17 protein-coding genes and 1 pseudogene are annotated in these 17051 nt (G+C 30.4%); 5 read left to right on the top strand and 13 right to left on the bottom strand.

Annotated elements, in window-relative coordinates:
• Positions 1 to 17 precede the first annotated feature (17 nt).
• On the bottom strand, positions 18 to 1061 hold the full coding sequence (mnmH, locus tag JJ842_00765) for a tRNA 2-selenouridine(34) synthase MnmH (GenBank protein ID MBO6970442.1): 1044 nt from the start codon (positions 1059 to 1061) through the stop codon (positions 18 to 20).
• 33 nt (positions 1062 to 1094) lie between these two features.
• Here mnmH and JJ842_00760 point away from each other — a divergent pair, with 33 nt between their 5' ends.
• Positions 1095 to 1814 carry a GUN4 domain-containing protein gene (locus JJ842_00760; protein MBO6970441.1) on the top strand — a complete coding sequence of 240 codons (720 nt, stop codon included), beginning with the start codon at positions 1095 to 1097 and terminating at the stop codon, positions 1812 to 1814.
• 48 nt (positions 1815 to 1862) lie between these two features.
• The gene (locus JJ842_00755) at positions 1863 to 2297 is read left to right on the top strand and encodes an ATP-binding protein (GenBank protein MBO6970440.1); all 435 of its coding nucleotides are present in this window, start codon (positions 1863 to 1865) and stop codon (positions 2295 to 2297) included.
• Here the strand turns inward: JJ842_00755 and JJ842_00750 are convergent.
• From JJ842_00750 to glnA, 3 genes are all read right to left on the bottom strand, one after another.
• Positions 2276 to 2539, bottom strand: a complete 264-nt coding sequence (locus JJ842_00750) for a hypothetical protein (GenBank protein ID MBO6970439.1) — start codon at positions 2537 to 2539, stop codon at positions 2276 to 2278. The genes JJ842_00755 and JJ842_00750 overlap by 22 nt on opposite strands.
• A gap of 12 nt (positions 2540 to 2551) precedes the next feature.
• Entirely contained in the window at positions 2552 to 3607 is a 1056-nt protein-coding gene (locus JJ842_00745) for a methyltransferase domain-containing protein (GenBank protein MBO6970438.1), read from the bottom strand.
• Between the two features lie 103 nt (positions 3608 to 3710).
• Positions 3711 to 5132, bottom strand: a complete 1422-nt coding sequence (gene glnA / locus JJ842_00740) for a type I glutamate--ammonia ligase (protein ID MBO6970437.1) — start codon at positions 5130 to 5132, stop codon at positions 3711 to 3713.
• A gap of 213 nt (positions 5133 to 5345) precedes the next feature.
• Between glnA and JJ842_00735 the strand changes: the two are divergent.
• A pseudogene (locus JJ842_00735) lies at positions 5346 to 6530 on the top strand (alanine--glyoxylate aminotransferase family protein).
• Here the strand turns inward: JJ842_00735 and JJ842_00730 are convergent.
• The gene (locus JJ842_00730) at positions 6505 to 7020 is read right to left on the bottom strand and encodes a nucleoside deaminase (protein ID MBO6970436.1); all 516 of its coding nucleotides are present in this window, start codon (positions 7018 to 7020) and stop codon (positions 6505 to 6507) included. The pseudogene JJ842_00735 and the gene JJ842_00730 overlap by 26 nt on opposite strands.
• A gap of 43 nt (positions 7021 to 7063) precedes the next feature.
• On the opposite strand from JJ842_00730, the gene JJ842_00725 reads away from it, so the two are divergent.
• Positions 7064 to 8449 (top strand): aminotransferase class V-fold PLP-dependent enzyme, encoded by a 1386-nt coding sequence (locus JJ842_00725; protein MBO6970435.1) that lies wholly within the window; start codon positions 7064 to 7066, stop codon positions 8447 to 8449.
• A gap of 133 nt (positions 8450 to 8582) precedes the next feature.
• Here JJ842_00725 and JJ842_00720 read toward each other — a convergent pair whose 3' ends face one another.
• Genes JJ842_00720 through pyk form a run of 5 tightly spaced genes read right to left on the bottom strand, consistent with a single transcriptional unit; the run spans position 8583 to position 14144 of the window.
• The gene (locus JJ842_00720; GenBank protein MBO6970434.1) at positions 8583 to 10082 is read right to left on the bottom strand and encodes a GTP-binding protein; all 1500 of its coding nucleotides are present in this window, start codon (positions 10080 to 10082) and stop codon (positions 8583 to 8585) included.
• Position 10083: 1 nt separating this feature from the next.
• The gene (locus tag JJ842_00715; protein ID MBO6970433.1) at positions 10084 to 10542 is read right to left on the bottom strand and encodes a signal peptidase II; all 459 of its coding nucleotides are present in this window, start codon (positions 10540 to 10542) and stop codon (positions 10084 to 10086) included.
• On the bottom strand, positions 10542 to 11111 hold the full coding sequence (locus JJ842_00710) for a biotin transporter BioY (protein MBO6970432.1): 570 nt from the start codon (positions 11109 to 11111) through the stop codon (positions 10542 to 10544). Before JJ842_00710 ends, JJ842_00715 begins: the two co-directional genes overlap by 1 nt.
• A 14-nt stretch (positions 11112 to 11125) precedes the next feature.
• Positions 11126 to 12358, bottom strand: coding sequence for an ABC transporter permease (locus JJ842_00705; GenBank protein MBO6970431.1), 1233 nt, complete (start codon positions 12356 to 12358; stop codon positions 11126 to 11128).
• The gene (pyk, locus tag JJ842_00700) at positions 12351 to 14144 is read right to left on the bottom strand and encodes a pyruvate kinase (protein MBO6970430.1); all 1794 of its coding nucleotides are present in this window, start codon (positions 14142 to 14144) and stop codon (positions 12351 to 12353) included. The genes JJ842_00705 and pyk overlap by 8 nt, the downstream gene beginning before the upstream one ends.
• A 61-nt stretch (positions 14145 to 14205) precedes the next feature.
• Here pyk and JJ842_00695 point away from each other — a divergent pair, with 61 nt between their 5' ends.
• Positions 14206 to 14535 (top strand): nucleoside triphosphate pyrophosphohydrolase family protein, encoded by a 330-nt coding sequence (locus JJ842_00695; GenBank protein ID MBO6970429.1) that lies wholly within the window; start codon positions 14206 to 14208, stop codon positions 14533 to 14535.
• A 2-nt stretch (positions 14536 to 14537) separates the two neighbouring features.
• On the opposite strand, the gene JJ842_00690 is transcribed toward JJ842_00695, so the two are convergent.
• The 3 genes from JJ842_00690 to ilvA all read right to left on the bottom strand — a co-directional run bounded on the left by JJ842_00690 (position 14538) and on the right by ilvA (position 16969).
• Positions 14538 to 14816: a YggT family protein gene (locus tag JJ842_00690; protein ID MBO6970428.1), complete on the bottom strand. Its 279-nt coding sequence runs from the start codon at positions 14814 to 14816 to the stop codon at positions 14538 to 14540.
• A gap of 38 nt (positions 14817 to 14854) precedes the next feature.
• A complete protein-coding gene (gene scpB / locus JJ842_00685; protein MBO6970427.1) occupies positions 14855 to 15361 on the bottom strand; it encodes an SMC-Scp complex subunit ScpB in 507 nt (168 codons plus the stop codon).
• A 66-nt stretch (positions 15362 to 15427) separates the two neighbouring features.
• Positions 15428 to 16969 carry a threonine ammonia-lyase, biosynthetic gene (ilvA, locus tag JJ842_00680; protein ID MBO6970426.1) on the bottom strand — a complete coding sequence of 514 codons (1542 nt, stop codon included), beginning with the start codon at positions 16967 to 16969 and terminating at the stop codon, positions 15428 to 15430.
• Positions 16970 to 17051 lie beyond the last annotated feature (82 nt).

Below are 17051 nucleotides of genomic sequence, written 5' to 3'. Positions count from 1 at the left end.
ATTCGTTTGTAATTTTTTCATAAAACATTATTAATTAACTCTAAGATACTTTCATCATATTTTTTGTCGGTCAAATCTAATATCTTTACATTTGTTTTGCCAACCTTCTCATATTCATAACACTTATCGTAATAATCTAGAACTGATCTGCAAACTAATTCCCATTTCTCACTTTGAATTGATTCAAGAGCTATTTTTGTTCTTTGCGGTCCTAATCTTTTTTTAATCCTTAATACAGATTCTTGTAGTTCATCTTTCTTATAAACACTATAAGTATCTATCAACTCATCTAACCTGTTAGATTCGCTTCTTAAAATTTCAATTCTCCTAGAATTTTTCATCTGATTGAAGAATTCATGTGGGATTTTGCATTTACCTATATTTGCACTTTCAGCTTCTACAAAAATATAATTTGAACATCTAAAAGAATTTAATTTCTCTGAAATCATATTTTCAAATTGTTCATTTGAAGGTTGCTCTTTCATTCCTAAAGCTCCAAATGTACTTCCTCTATGACAAGCTAATCCTTCAAGATCAATAGTTTGATAATTATTTTTTTCAAGTAATGATAATAATCTTGTCTTCCCTGTCCCTGTTTTTCCGCCAATAACTACAATGTTCAACTTTTTCAAAAAACTATCTAATACCCATCTCCTATATATTTTGTATCCCCCATTTAATGTAACGACATTTAATTTAAATTTTTCTAGTAACCAAGCAATACTTTGTGACCTCATACCTCCTCTTGAGCAATATATTCTGATATATAAAGCATTATTATTTTTTTTAGTAATAGTTTTATAAGAGTCAATACTCATGAAAAAATTATCAAGAAGTAATTCTATTTTTTTTTCAAGAAATTTTAATCCTTCTATCACAGCTTTTTTTCTTCCTTCTTTTTTATAAATCGTGCCAATTATTGATCTCTCATCATTATCAAATAGTGGAATGTTAATAGAATTAGGCAAGTGTCCTTTATAATATTCACCTGGACTCCTAACATCTATAAGTGGTCCTTTAAAACTTCTAAATTTCTCTAGTTCTTCTCTTTTGAAATACATGGATAGTTTTTATTTTTTGATTGATTTTTTAAAATGATTAACAAAGAACAAGATAACTATAGTAATGCTACATTAGACCTGATCAAAAAATTTGTAGATTCTAATCAAAGAAAAAGAATAAATTTATTATCTCAAATCGAATCTGAAGTAGAAAATATTTTTAAACTTGGGCCTTCACTTTTTGATATCTTTGATGATGAAGGCGATGACTGGGCTGCTGGTTGGATATTGCAAGTTTTAAAAAAATTTAAACCTGAATTCTTTGAAAACTCTAAATTCAATAATTGGTTCAGTACATATTCAGATATTGAAATTAATTATAAGGATTTGCAATTGATGTTGGTTGAGCAAAAATTTGAGGAGGCAGATAGATTAACAAGTTCCTACTTAAGGAAATTAGCTGGTAAATTAGCTGAGAAACGTGGATATGTTTTCTATAGTGAAGTTAAGAACATGTCAGGTAAAGATCTACAAACAATCGATAGATTATGGACTATTTATTCTACTGGTAGATTTGGATTCTCAATTCAGGCAAAGATATTAAAATCAGTAGGGAAAAAATATGAATTATTGTGGCCGAAAATAGGTTGGAAAAAAGAGGGTTTATGGACTAGATATCCAGGATCTTTTCTTTGGTCATTGGATGCTCCTGATGGACATATGCCTTTAATAAATCAACTAAGAGGAGTAAGACTTATGGACTCTATACTACGACATCCTGCTATTTCAGAGAGACATAAAAATATTCTTTAAATTGAGGTATTTAATAAGTTAATATTAAGAAAGTACCAAAATATTATTATGTCCTTAATTCGGGGCAAAAATATTTTAAAAAAATTTTTTAAAAGACCAAAGATTAATTGGTCAAACTACGAATTCGAATCATCATTACAGTTAAATGAATTTGTCGATCAATTATTAGAACCTATCAAAAATTCTCAATCAAGCTATCTTATAAAACTTGGTTTACATGAAGCTTTAGTTAACGCAGTTAAACATGGAAATAAATTAGATCCTAATAAAAATATTAGAGTAAGAAGAATAATTACTCCTAATTGGTGTGTTTGGCAAATTCAAGATCAAGGTAATGGTTTAGAAATAAAAAAAAGAGACTACAAATTACCAAAAAAAATAAGTAGTGTAAATGGCCGTGGCCTATATATCATTAATCAATGTTTTGATGACATTAGATGGAGTAGTAAAGGTAATAGGCTTCAGTTGGCTTTAAAAAGGTGATTTTTACTAGGACAAGGTTTATCTACGTTAATATCTTTTAACCATTTAATACTTTCTTCTATATACTCAATAGTTTCCTTCTCATTACAAGAAACAATTAAGTGGCATAATCCAGCCGAAATCAGTTCTGCAGATCGTTTATATTTGTTTCCTTTATCTTTATGCCATTTAGAATGATCAATTCTTAATTTGTCATTAAGACTTTGAACAAGTTGAATAGTATCTTTATCCCAAAAGGTCATAAGAGTTTTTATTTACTTTATAGCAGACCATACTTTAGTCATAAAAAAGGAATTTGATTTTACATCTTTAAACCCTACATCACTTATTTTATGATCTAGATCCTCTTTTATATAATCACAATAAAAAGGCTCATGAAAAGATTTATAGAAGCTTTCCATAACGGATGTAAAGTCAGGTGAATCACTTATTTGAATTGAATCAGCTAAAACTAGTATTCCCCCAGGTTCAAGAACTCTAAAAAATTCATTTAATACTTTAGCCCTAATTGTTCTAGGTAATTCATGAAATAAGTAAACACAAGAAATACATTGAAAACTATCATTTTCAAAAGGTAATTCCTCAGCATTACCTTTTATTAACTGAATTAAATCTCCATCTAAATCTGAAATATATCTACTTGCTTCTTTTAAGTATGAATCAGATAAATCAATTCCTGTAATTTCTTCTTTAGGAAATGCAGCTCTTAATTGTTTTAATGTTCTTCCTGATCCTGTAGCCACATCAAGTATTTTTATAGAACTTTTTTTTCTATCGCTAAAAATTTCAAGTCCTTCTTTTATTGGCTTAATTATTCTTCTCCTCATTGAGTCGGCACTTCCATTGAAAAGTATCTCTACTTGTAGGTCATAAATGCTAGCTGAAAAATCAGACAAATAACCATCTGTTTGATGATGAAAATTTCTCAAGTAATATTGAGGATAATTATCTTTATCAATTGATTTTGGAAGATCATCAAAGTTTTGTTTTCTGCGTCTATCCCATGTATTGGGCATATCGAGCCAAATTTTAGGATATTGAGTTAGATATCTAAGCCATGGTTCGTCAAACAATAATTTTTTTGGATACATATTTTTTTCTGCATCATTCCAATCTTCTTCTCTTAAGATATCCATAGAATTTTGGATTTTCATTAGAAGATCCCGATCTATATCAAAATTTTCAAGATTTGAATCGGGAAGAATAAAATTCATTAATCTTGAACTGATCTGCTTGTGAGCGAAACCTGCAATGCTTTTACTTTGTTGTAGAGTTTTATATGCAATTTTTGAAATAGATTCTCTAGCCATTTTTGATTTTATATATATATATTCCAACAAAAAAAAAATCAATTTGAGAATATTTTTGTGATATTTCTCAAATTGATTAATTTAAACTAATTAGTTCTTTAAATTATGCATCGTAGTACATGAAGAATTCATGGGGATGAGGTCTTTGTCTTAGTTGTTGTACCTCTTCGTATTTTATATCGATAAAGTTATCAATAAAATCTTCAGTAAATACTCCTCCAGCTAATAAATAATCCTTATCTGCTTTTAGCGCATTAAGTGAGTCATTTAGAGATGAAGGTACTGTATCGATTTTTGCAAGTTCATCAGCTGGAAGTTCAAACAAATCTACATCTACTCCATCACCAGGATCAATTTGATTTTTAATTCCATCAATACCAGCAAGCATCATTACAGAGAATGCTAAGTAAGGATTTGCAAGTGCGTCACCTGATCTAAATTCTAATCTTTTAGCTTTAGGGCTTGGACCTGTTAAAGGTATTCTTACCGCGGCTGATCTATTACCCTCAGAATAAACTAGATTCACAGGTGCTTCGAATCCTGGAACCAATCGTTTATAACTATTTGTAGTTGGGTTAGTAAATGCTAGGAATGAAGGTGCATGTTTAAGTATGCCTCCGATGTACCATCTTGCTGTTTGAGATAAATTTGCATATGAACCTTCACCAAAGAAAAGTGGCTGTCCACTCTTCCATAAACTTTGATGAACATGCATTCCTGTTCCGTTGTCGTTAAAAACAGGCTTGGGCATAAATGTTGCTGTTTTACCATATTTTTTTGCAACATTTCTGACAACGTATTTATAAGTCATAACGTTATCAGCAGCATTTATTAACGAATCAAATTTCATTCCAAGTTCGTGTTGACCGGCACCAGCAACTTCATGGTGATGTTTTTCGGTAGGGATACCTAATTCACCCATAAGAAGAAGCATCTCTGATCTGATATCTTGCGCAGTATCATTTGGAGCTACTGGAAAATATCCTTCTTTATATTGTATTTTGTATCCTAAGTTTCCCCCTTCTTCAATTCTCCCAGTATTCCATGGCGCTTCAATAGTATCTACACTATAAAAACAACCTCCTTCTTTAGAGTCATATCTAACATCATCGAATAAAAAGAATTCTGGTTCTGGTCCAAAGAATGCAGTATCTGCAATACCTGTGGAGTCTAGATATTTTAATGCCTTTTGAGCTAAAGATCTTGGACACCTATCATAAGGCTCTCCGCTTCTTGGCTCTTTAATAGAGCAAATCATACTTAGAGTTTTGTGTTTATAAAAAGGATCTATCCATGCTGTACTTGCGTCGGGCACCATTGACATATCCGAGGCATTAATTGCTTTCCAACCTCTTATTGATGAACCATCAAATGCCAAGCCTTCTGTAAAAGAATCCTCCTCTATCATGTCTGATGTAAGAGTTAAATGCTGCCATTTTCCATGAATATCAGTAAATTTTAAATCGATGAGTTCAATTCCTTCGTCTTTAATTTGACTTAAAACATCTTGAGGAGATTTAGACATAATTTTGTAATACCTTATATGAAATTAATAACTTGATGATTCTTGTTATGTATCAACGGTAACTTTTCTTAAGACTTGATGTCTTCTTTTAGTATTTCAAGTCATAAGTTTAATAATTGTTTACCTAAATATTTAAATTGAATGAATTTCTTTAAATAAATATCGCTTATGAGGCGATATTAGTCTAATTTAAAAGTAATTGGATCTAATGCTTTGACAGAAGCAAAACTTATTTCGGCTTTAAATGAAGAGAATTTATCTCATTTTTCAAAGACTTATGTTCCTTCTAGACTTTTATTAGGACCTGGACCTTCAAATGCACATCCAGAAGTATTAAGCGCTCTTTCTTTGAATCCTATTGGTCATTTAGATGAAGCATATATCTCATTGATGTCTGACGTACAGCAACTTTTAAGGTATACCTGGCAGTGCAATAATCGTCTTACACTCCCAATGAGTGGCACTGGCAGTGCAGCGATGGAAGCTTCAATAGCTAATTTTATTGAAGAAGGCGAAAAAATTCTTATTGCTAAAAAAGGATATTTTGGAGATAGATTAGTTGATATGGCAACAAGATATAAAGCTCAAGTTTCCGTTATTGAAAAATCATGGGGTGAGGCTTTTACTTATGAGGAGATTAAGTATGAAATAGAGACTAAAAAACCAGCTATTTTTGCTATCGTCCATGCTGAAACATCAAGTGGTGTCTTACAACCTCTTGATGGTATTGGGGATATATGTAGAAAAAATAATTGCTTGTTTTTAGTTGATGCAGTTACTTCACTTGGCGCATTAGAATTATTGATTGACGAATGAAAAATTGATTTAGCATACAGCTGTAGTCAAAAGGGATTAAGTTGTCCACCAGGATTAAGCCCTTTTACAATGAATAAAAGAGCTGAAGAAAAACTAAGTTCAAGAAAAACAAAAGTACCTAACTGGTATTTAGATTTATCTCTATTAAATAAGTATTGGGGTTCTGATCGTGTTTACCATCATACTGCCCCAGTAAATATGAATTTTGCTATTCGTGAAGGTTTAAGATTAATTGCTAATGAGGGTTTAGAAAATGTTTGGAATAGACACAATACTAATGCAAAGAAACTTTGGAATGGCTTAGAAAGTCTTGGCATGGAATTACATGTATCAGAGGATTATAGATTGCCAACTTTAACAACAGTTAAAATACCTCCAGCAGTTGATGGGGATGGTTTTAGAAATCATCTCTTAAGAAACTTTGGAATTGAAATAGGAAATGGACTTGGAGAATTATCCGGTAAGGTGTGGCGTGTAGGGCTAATGGGTTTTAATTCATGTGAGGAGAATGTTGATAGATTATTAAACCTATTTGATACAGAGTTAAAGAAATTTTCTATTTTTGAGTCCTCAGCTTTTTGAACCAAATCTGTAAAATTTGACTACATTCTTCTTCTAGGATACCTCCAATTATTTCCATTTTGTGATGAGCACTTTCATGTTTTGAAAGGTCAATTGAGCCACCCAATCCACCTCTTTTCTTATCGTAAGCCCCAAAAATAACTTTACCCATCCGCGCTTGAATAAGAGCAGATGAACACATAGTACAAGGTTCTAAATTTGTGATTATAGTACATTCATTAAATCTCCAATCATTTTTTATTAGAGATGCCTGCCTAAGTGCCATTATCTCAGCATGACCCAATGGGTCTTTATTTATATTCCTCCTGTTAACCCCTCTCCCAATACATCTTCCTCCCTCATCTAAAATTATTGAACAGATTGGCAGCTCAACTTTTCCAATTTCTTTGGATCTTCTTAATATCGAATTCATCCAAAAAGTGTATTTTGAATTATTTGTTTTTCTTTGTTGATCTTCATTACTATTTCCATTTTCAAAAATATATCTCATTTACCAATATTGAGAATAGAATTATTAATAGATATTTTATCTGATGGCTGAAGATTTAATTAATAAAAAAGATATATATTTTCCCTCATATTTAGGGACTAATGACAAATTGATTACTCTTCTTAATAGAGCAAGTCAATCTCTCTGCGACTGGTTCTCTAAAGCTGATAAAAATGGTCCTTTACCTTTTGATGAGAGCTTCAAGTGCATTATGCCTGCGGAGGATGGTAACTCTGAAGAAGATTTGTTTTCAGAGATTGAATCTCTTTTGAAAAATTCATTTAATCCTGTTCATCCCGGCTCACTAGCTCACCTTGATCCCCCACCTTTAATTTTCTCTATATTGGGAGATTTAATTGCTGCTGGTTTAAATAATAATCTTCTCGCTTACGAGTTATCACCAAGTGTAACTTTGCTTGAGGAAGCATTATGCAAATGGTTTGCCAAAAAAATAGGGTTTAATGATTTCTCAGGTGGTATAGCTGCTAGCGGAGGTACATTAAGTAATCTGAATGCACTTATAGCAGCTAGAAATAATGCTGGATTAGGTACAAATCCTAATTCTGTATTACTTGTTAGTGAAGATGCTCATTCTTCCTTCGTTAAATGTATAAGAGTAATGGGTCTTGATACAGCGAATCTTGTCAGGATTAAAACTGATAATCAAGGTCGAATGGATATAAACGATCTCAGAAAGTCTTTAGATAAATGTTCAATAGAAAATAAAAAAATATTTGCTATTGTTGCCACCCTTGGAACAACTGTAAGAGGAGCCATTGATCCTATTAAAGAAATTAGTGAAATCTGTAAAAAAAGAAATATATGGTTACATATTGATGGTTCAATTGGAGGGATTTTTGCTATAACTTCTATCCCAGTAGAAGGTCTAAATAATATTAATCAAGCTAATTCGATAACGATAAATCCACAAAAAATTATTGGTATTACAAAGACTTCATCTTTGTTATTAGTATCAAATATGAATACTTTAGAAAATACTTTTAATACTGGACTACCTTACATATCATCAAGAGAAAATATTTTAAATAGAGGAGAGATAGGCATACAAGGTTCTAGACCTGCAGAGGTTATCAAACTATGGCTTGGTTTACGCTTTTTAGGTCTTAATGGAATAGAAAATATATTAAAGTCTTCAATTAAAAGAAAAGATTTTTTTATAAAAAATATTAGTAACAATAAATTTGATATATATTCAGGTCCTCTTCATATTGTCTCATTCTTACCTAAGAAACTTGAGCCAAAAGACTCTGATGCATGGACTCAAACTAAAGTTAATGAACTAATTAAAAATAATTTTATGCTTTCTAGACCAAAATTTAAAGATAAATATTTTTTACGGGTTGTCATGGGAAATTACAATACAGAAGAATCTCATATTGAGGAACTTTTGAGACTTTTAAATGCTTAAATAGTGAATATGGGTAGACAAAAAATTATTGCAATTATAACAGGGTTTTTATCTATAGCTATTTGTATTGCTTATTTACTCTTAATAACTATTTTTGATTTCAGAACATATCTTAATGATCAATTATCCAATTTTACGTAGTAAATGGAGGCAACCTTTTATTTGATTTAAAATATTTTTTCATTTCAATTTTTGAAATAGCTTCTTTTACGAATTTGTTTAAGATGTCCTCTCTCTTACTTATTCTATAGATCTTATCTACTACTTCTTGAATTCCTCCATCTCCCCAATCTTGACCATTTTTAAAATATTCAATCAAACTTAGTCCTACTATTCTTATTAACCAGCCTGCTGTAACTGATTGTATAGATTTAGATAATATTATTTTAGTTAAGCTTGTAGATAAAACAGGAGATAGTATGGCGAGTCCCCCTTTTAGTATTCCTTGTTTAGCCAATGCGCTTAGCAATGAAGTCGCTAAATCTTTTGCATCTTTTTTTGTAAGCTTTATTTCATATATTTTTGATAATTCCATTATCATTTGAAGGTTTACTGAGGTAGTAGTAAGGAAATCAACAGCTGGTAGTGGATTAACTAGTATCACACCTCCTGTTATCCACATATATTTATTAATAACTTTATTTGACATTAAATATCTTTGTTCTTGGACGAAATTTTTACTTTTAATACCTAACTTATTTGAGCGAAATAGAATATTATCCGACAATAACTCTTCACCATTATTATCGAGCGTTTCAATTATTTCTCTAAATAAACTTCCTACCTCTGGAACTAAATTTAAAGCATCTGAATTTATATAGGGAGATCCTTGAGGTACTGCAATTGTTTTAACAACTGAAATTTTATTTTTTCTAGCGGAAGTTATAGAAATTATATTTTCTTTGATGATGTTATTTTCATCTCTAGATCTCAAATCACATTTATTTAGAACTATTATTATTTTTTTTCTTAATTTTAATAATTCTTTAATTAAAAAATTTTCGTATTTATTTATGTCCTGATCTAACACAAAAAGAACCAAGTCAGAATTTGATGCTTGTATAATCGTTTCTTTTTCTCTTTCTTCTCCTAGTTTAGATGGCTCAAATAAACCTGGAGTATCCACTATATTAATGTTTCTTTTTAAGATTGGGATACGAATTTTATAGCTATTAATTTGCTTTGTTGTACCTATTTTTGCTGAAGTTTGTCCGACAATATTTTTCAATAAAGATCTAGCTATAGATGTTTTCCCGGAGGAACCTGCTCCAAAAAGAGTGACATTATAATCTCCTGTTTTTAATTGGGACTCTAGTTTATTTTTTTGGTAATTTAACAATTCAACTTTTACTTTATCGTTGATTTTTTTATTAATTTTCTCTACTCCTTCCAAACTTATCTTGGCAGCACCATAAGTATTTTTGAATGAAAGTGTATTTTTTTTATTTTTATATAAAACTTTATAAACTATTTTTTTAAATAATTTTTTATCAATATTATAAAATATATAAATAATTATTATTAAAAATAAAAGGGTATAAATATTTACTATTCTTACAAATATCGAAAATAAAATATATAGAAATATTATTAATAAAATATACTTTGTATACTTTAATTTAAAGTAATTCATTTTATCGATTATTTTTAAAAACTGTATACAGTAAAAAAATAAAACCAATATTAATTGATATATCAGCAATATTAAATACTGGAAAATTTATAATATTTAAATTTATAAAATCAACCACAAAACCTTTATATATCCTATCTATACCATTACCAATAGTTCCACCAAGAATAAAGCTATAAGAATATAGGTCAATTAAGTTTAAGGTATTTTTACGAACTATTAAATAAATAAGTAATATTGAAAAAAAAATACTTATTAAAGATAAAAATATTCTACTACCATTAAAAATGTTAAATGCTGCCCCGTAATTTTTTACAAAGTCTAATTTGAATAAAAGAAAATCTTTATTTATAAATAGTTGTTTATTATAAAACATTAAATATTTTGTAAATTGATCTATTAGAACAATAAAAAAACTTAAGGATAAAAAATATAATTTTGTTTGTATTTTATTAATCATTATTTGTCACGTTTTAAACCTTCTATAGGTTTAATAAGTATTAAAAGTGGAAAAAGCATTATAAAATGATACCCAATTTTACCTGCGGAGTATTTCCCTAAATTATATAAAAATAAATTATATTCACTGTAAAATATAATTTGTATAAAGTTGTAAAATATTCCAGTTAAATGCATCGCACTTATCGCAATAAAACCATTTGTTATAAAGTTGCCAAAATGTATTTTATTTTTAGTATTTAAATTATCAATTATTTTGATTAATGGATACATACCCAATAAATAACCAAAATTTGGAGTGAGCAAATATCCTATTGAACCTCCCTGATGAAAGACTGGAGCAATAAATAATCCTAAAAATATGTATATAGAAAATGCTATGAAAACAACTTTTTTATGAAAAATAAGTGTTAATAGTATTATAGTTGGAACTTGCCATGTTATTGGTAACTCAAAGTTATTACTAGATTTGTCGATAAATTGTAAGGGAATATAAATAGGTAGCATTGTTGCTATTACAAGTGATTGAAGAGTTACCAGTATCTCAATTAATTTATAAAAATTGAGCATGATTATTAATTAATTTATAAACTTCTCAATGCAACAATTGGATCTAATTTTGAGGCTCTTTTTGCAGGTAAAACTCCAAAAATTAAACCTATAGATCCTGAAATGATCATGGTAGAAAAAGTTGTGGTAATTCCTACAGATGCAGGAAGAGGTGTTGTCAAAGATAAAAGAAAAACACCTGATAATCCAGTTGTTGTTCCTATTAATCCTCCAATTGTTGATAAAATCAATGCTTCAATTAAAAATTGAACTAATATGTCTGACTGTTTAGCTCCTATTGCCTTTCTAAGTCCAATTTCTTCAGTCCTTTCACTAACAGAAACGAGCATAATATTCATGATTCCTATTCCTCCAACTACTAATGATACTGCTCCAATGCCTGCCAATAAAAAAGTTAATCCACTTGTAATGTTAGTTACTATATTTAATGCATCTTCTTGTGATCTAACGGCAAAGTCATCGTCTCTTATTATTTTATGTCTTTGCCTTAATAGGTTAGTGATTTGAAATTTAGCTGCACTGGTCGCTTTTTTATTTATAGCTTCCACACTAATGAAGCTTAAACTAACACCAAATGTGGGATCTTTCCCGGTAATCCGATTCACCATAGTGGTTAATGGAATATAAGCATTTTTGTCTTGATTACTTCCAAAGACAGCACCTTTTGGTTTTAAGATTCCGATAATTTCATAAGTATGATCTTTAATTCTGATTTTTTTTCCAAGTGAGGAAGATTTATCTATGAAAAATTCGTCTTTTAGATCAGGACCTATTACAACATAACTTCTTGCACTATTGACATCACTTTGTGATATGAATCTTCCCTTGTCTACTTCGAAGCTCCTTACCTCAAGAAATTCAGGAGTAATTCCTGCAATTGATATATTTAGGCTTTTAGAATTTGATTGCACAATTTCGTTAGCAGATATTTGAGGGGCTACTTTTTTAACTGTTGGGACTTGATTACTTATTGCTATTGCATCTTCTAAAACAAGGTTTTTAGGAAATGAAATACCTCTCCTTCTTGTATCATTATTTCCAGGCACAATGAATAAAACATTCGCACCTAAATTACTTAATTGGTTTTTTGCTAATGTTTGAGCTCCTCTTCCAAGTCCAACAAGTGTAATAACAGAAGCATTTCCTATAATAATTCCCAGCATTGTTAGCGAACTTCTTAATTTGTTCGATACTAGGGTTTTTGTAGCCATTCCTAAGGCTTCTTTTATTGAGATATTTCTAGACATATTTATATTTATCTATTGCATCATCATCATCTTCAATTTGGCCCATGTATACAACACCTTCATTAAGCTGCAATGTAATAAGGTCACCATTGCTAATTTGATGATTATCTAAATTCTCTAAGTTACAAATTGTAGAAATCTTTTTATTATTCTTGTTGTACAATTCGTAAACATTATCTACATTTTGATTGGTAACTATACCAGCAATATTTTTACTTAGTGGGATATATTCCATTAATTCCTTTGGCACAAATATTATTTCTCCTGGACAAATTAAGGACATATCAAGATTATTTTTTATTATTCTTGCTTTACCTGTAACGCCGATTTCTCCTATTGAAATCCCTCTTGATACAATCTTCCTTACTATACCGACCTTTATTAAATCTGTAGATCCGCTAATACCAGTTAATGTGCCTGCAGTTTGTACTACTAAATCTCCTTGATTTAGGATCCCCATCTCCTGTGCAATTTGCATAGCTAAACTAAAAGTTTTAGCTGTTCTCTCATCATTGTTAACTACTATGGGAGTAACTCCCCAAACAAGTTGTAATCTTCTCGCTACACTCCTCTCTGTAGTAGTAGCCAAGATAGGTGTTGGTGGTCTGAATTTACTTACATTTCGAGCTGTAGAACCTGATTTTGTTAATGGAATTATTGCTCTTGCATCAAGTTGTCTAGCTATATTACTTACTGCTGCACTAATGGCATTTGGGATAGTACTAGGTAAGTGGCTGTCAATAGCTTTTAGTGGATAATCCCTTTCAATTCTCCTCGCGATGGTGGCCATCGTTTCTACTGCCTCTACTGGATAATCACCTACTGCAGTTTCGTTTGAAAGCATTACAGCATCTGTACCATCCAGAATTGCATTGGCGACATCACTAACTTCGGCCCTAGTTGGTCTTGGATTCGCAGCCATAGAATCAAGCATTTGAGTCGCTGTAATTATTGGGATACCTAATGTATTAGCTTTTCTTATTAATTCCTTTTGCAAAAGAGGAACTTCTTCAGCAGGCATTTCTACTCCCAAATCACCTCTTGCAACCATAACCCCATCACATAAGGGTAAAACAGTATCAATTTGATCAATTGCCTCAAATTTTTCTATTTTTGCGACTACTGGGGTTGAATGACCATTTTTGTTAATTAAATGTTTTATCTCGTTTATATCGGATGGATTTCTTACGAAACTTAGGGCTATCCAATCAACTCCTTCAGATAAACCGAACTGTAAATCCTCTTTATCTTTTTCTGTTAATGCTTTTACTGATAATTGAACATCTGGAAAGTTTACACCTTTATTATTTGAAAGAACCCCCCCTACAGTTACGAGGCACTCCAAAAGATTAGCCTTTATATCTACTTTTTTTACAATCATTTCTATTTTGCCATCATCTAAAAGTATTCTTTTACCTTCGCTAACCTCTTCAGAAAGTTTGTCGTAGGTTACATTTGCAATAGTATTTGTACACTCAACTTCATTCGATGTAAGTGTAAATTTATCACCTTTTTTAACTTTTACTGGACCATCTTTAAATCGCCCTAATCTTATTTTAGGTCCTTGAAGATCTTGTAATATTCCAATATCTATGTCTAACTTTTTTGAAACTTCTCTTATGGTTTTTATTCTTGCAGCATGATCTTTGTGATCCCCATGTGAGAAATTTAATCTGAATGTTGTTACTCCAGCTTTAATTAAATTTGTAATTATCTCTTCAGATTGAGTTGCAGGGCCAATAGTTGCCACTATTTTTGTTCTTCTTTTTAAATCAATATTCGACATATATAGATAATATTGCTAGATATAAATAAATTTACCATACCCAAAGTTAGTTATTTAAGTCATGGATTTTAAAACTTATCAGAAAAAAGCTAGAGAAACAGCACAATATCCAGATTTAGGTTCAAATAATATTTATCCAACTCTTGGTTTAGTGGGAGAGGCTGGTGAGGTGGCGGAAAAAGTGAAAAAGGTTATAAGAGATAAAAATGGAATATTTGATAACGAATCAAAATTAGGTATAAAAAAAGAGTTAGGAGATGTTTTGTGGTATCTATCAAATCTTTGTACAGAATTAAATTTCAATTTAGAGGATGTTGCATTACAAAACCTTGAAAAATTAAAATTAAGAGCTTCTAAAGGCAAAATAGGAGGTTCTGGAGATGATAGATAAATTCAGCTATAACCTAAGCTTGCATACTGGAGATTTGTAATTAAATTTTGAATAACATTTAAAAGTAAAAAAGCTAACAAAGATGAAATATCAAATCCACCTATTGGAGGGATAATCCCTCTAAAAATGTTTAAATATGGATCTGTGATAGAAGTTAGTGCAGATAAAACACCGTTACTCCAATCAATACCTGGAAACCATGTAAGTAAAATTCTTATTATCAATATGAAAGAATAAATTGATAAAGTTTGACCCAGAACTGCAAAAATCTCAGATAACATTATCTTCTCGTAATTTAATACATCCTAACATTTACTTATTATTGCTGCTTATTGTTATCACTTCCTATATTTGAGAGATATTCATTACTTACAGCAAAAGTTTGAAAAAACTTTTCTGATAATGATAGCCAATATGATCTACCATCTTTTTGCTTACGTTTGACGATGAATTTCTTTTCCAATAATTCTTTAATATGATCATAAGCACCTGAACCACGAAGAAGTATGAGGTCCGATTGCAGGATCTTTTTTTTGATCGCAATAGTTGCCAATGTCCTTAATTCGGATGTTTTTAAATCAGAAGGAAGTAAATCATCGACGAATTCATTAAGACTAGATTTTAGTTCGAGAGAAAAACTGTTATTAACAGCATTTAATTCAATAGCTGAGTTGGGATTAGAGTATTTATTTTTTAGATCTTTAATTGCATCATTTATTGAATTTATATCAGAATTAGTAATTTCTGAAAGATCTTTTTTTGTTATTGGTCTACCTTTCAAATATAGAACAGCTTCAACTTTAGTAACTAGATCTATATCAGATATTGGCGTGGTATTTAGATCAGATTGATTGATTTTAATTACCGAAATCTTTCCTAATTTACCTTAAATTTAATCTGATGCACCAAGGAAAAGTCTATATGTATCGTTTTGAGTTTCATCCCAGAATTTATAGCCTAAAATTCTTACAAAATTATTCCACTCTAAAATATCATTTTTATCAATCAAAACTCCAATAACAATTTTTCCTACATCAGCTCCATAATTCCTGTAGTGAAATACGCTTATAGACCAATTAGATTTCATATTATTTAAGAAGTTTATTAATGCGCCTGGCCTTTCAGGAAACTCAAATCTGTATAAAAGTTCTACAAAGTTTCTATAATCCATTTCTTTAAAATCCTTTGGTAATCTTCCACCTACCATATGTCTGAGATGATTTTTAGATAATTCATCATCACTTATGTCAATAAATGAGTACTCAGAATTTCTAAATACATTTAATAGATTTTTTTTATCATTTAACCCATAGACTTGAACTCCTACAAAAATCTGTGCATTCTTAGAATTCGACATCCTGTAGCTAAATTCAGTTAAATTTCTATTATCAAGTAACTTACAAAAATCAATTAGACTACCAGCACGTTCAGGAATTTCAACAGCCATCATTACTTCTTTACATTCTCCTAATTCTGCTCTTTCTGCTACAAATCTAAGCCTCTCAAAATTCATATTTGCACCACATGCAATCGCAACCATTTTTCTATTTGAATGGTTCGAATTAAAAATATCTTTTTTCATTCCTGCTATTGATAAGGCACCTGCGGGCTCTAGTATTGATCTTGTATCCTCAAAAACATCTTTTATAGCAGCACATATTTCGTCAGTATTAACCCTAATCATCTTATCTATATATTTTCTACCAATATTAAAAGTATTTTTACCAATCTTTTTAACCGCAACCCCATCTGCAAATTGACCAACAGAGGGTAATTCCACAATTTTTTCTTCTTCCAAGGATTTTGTCATAGCGTCAGCATCTTCTGGTTCTACGCCAATTATTTTTACTTCAGGCCATATTTTTTTAATATACAAAGAAATTCCTGAAATCAATCCACCACCACCTACAGCAATATAAATTGCATAAGGTTTTTCCTTAAGCTGCTGTTCAAGTTCTATAGCTATAGTTCCTTGTCCTGCTATTACTTCTGGATCATCAAAGGGATGAATAAAGCATAAATTTCTTTCTTGGCTTATCCTTATTGCCTCTTTGTATGTTTCATCATAGTTATCGCCATATAATATAACTTTTGCTTTTAAATTTTTTACTGCATTAACTTTTACTAGAGGTGTGGTAATGGGCATTAATATAGTTGCTTGGCAATTTAACTTAAGGGCACTAAGTGCAACCCCTTGAGCATGATTACCAGCACTAGAAGTAATTACTCCCTGAGCAAGCTGTGAATTAGTGAGCTTGCTCATTTTGTTATATGCACCTCTTATTTTGAATGAAAATACATCCTGAAGATCTTCTCTTTTTAGAAAAACTTCATTATTAAGCGTATTACTTAAATTATAAGCTTTCTCAAGTGGTGTTTTTTTTGCAACTTCATAGACTTCAGCTTGAAGTATTTTTTCAAAATAATCATTCATATATATATTTTTAGCATTAATTATTAATCTAATAAAACATTACATGATCTATTTCAAAAAAAATACTCATTTTGCACCTCGG

This window comes from Prochlorococcus marinus CUG1433 (assembly GCA_017644425.1).
In the GTDB taxonomy this organism is placed as follows: domain Bacteria; phylum Cyanobacteriota; class Cyanobacteriia; order PCC-6307; family Cyanobiaceae; genus Prochlorococcus_A; species Prochlorococcus_A marinus_U.
Note: the sequence above shows the minus strand (reverse complement) of the source record. Positions and strands in the feature narration are given on the sequence as shown.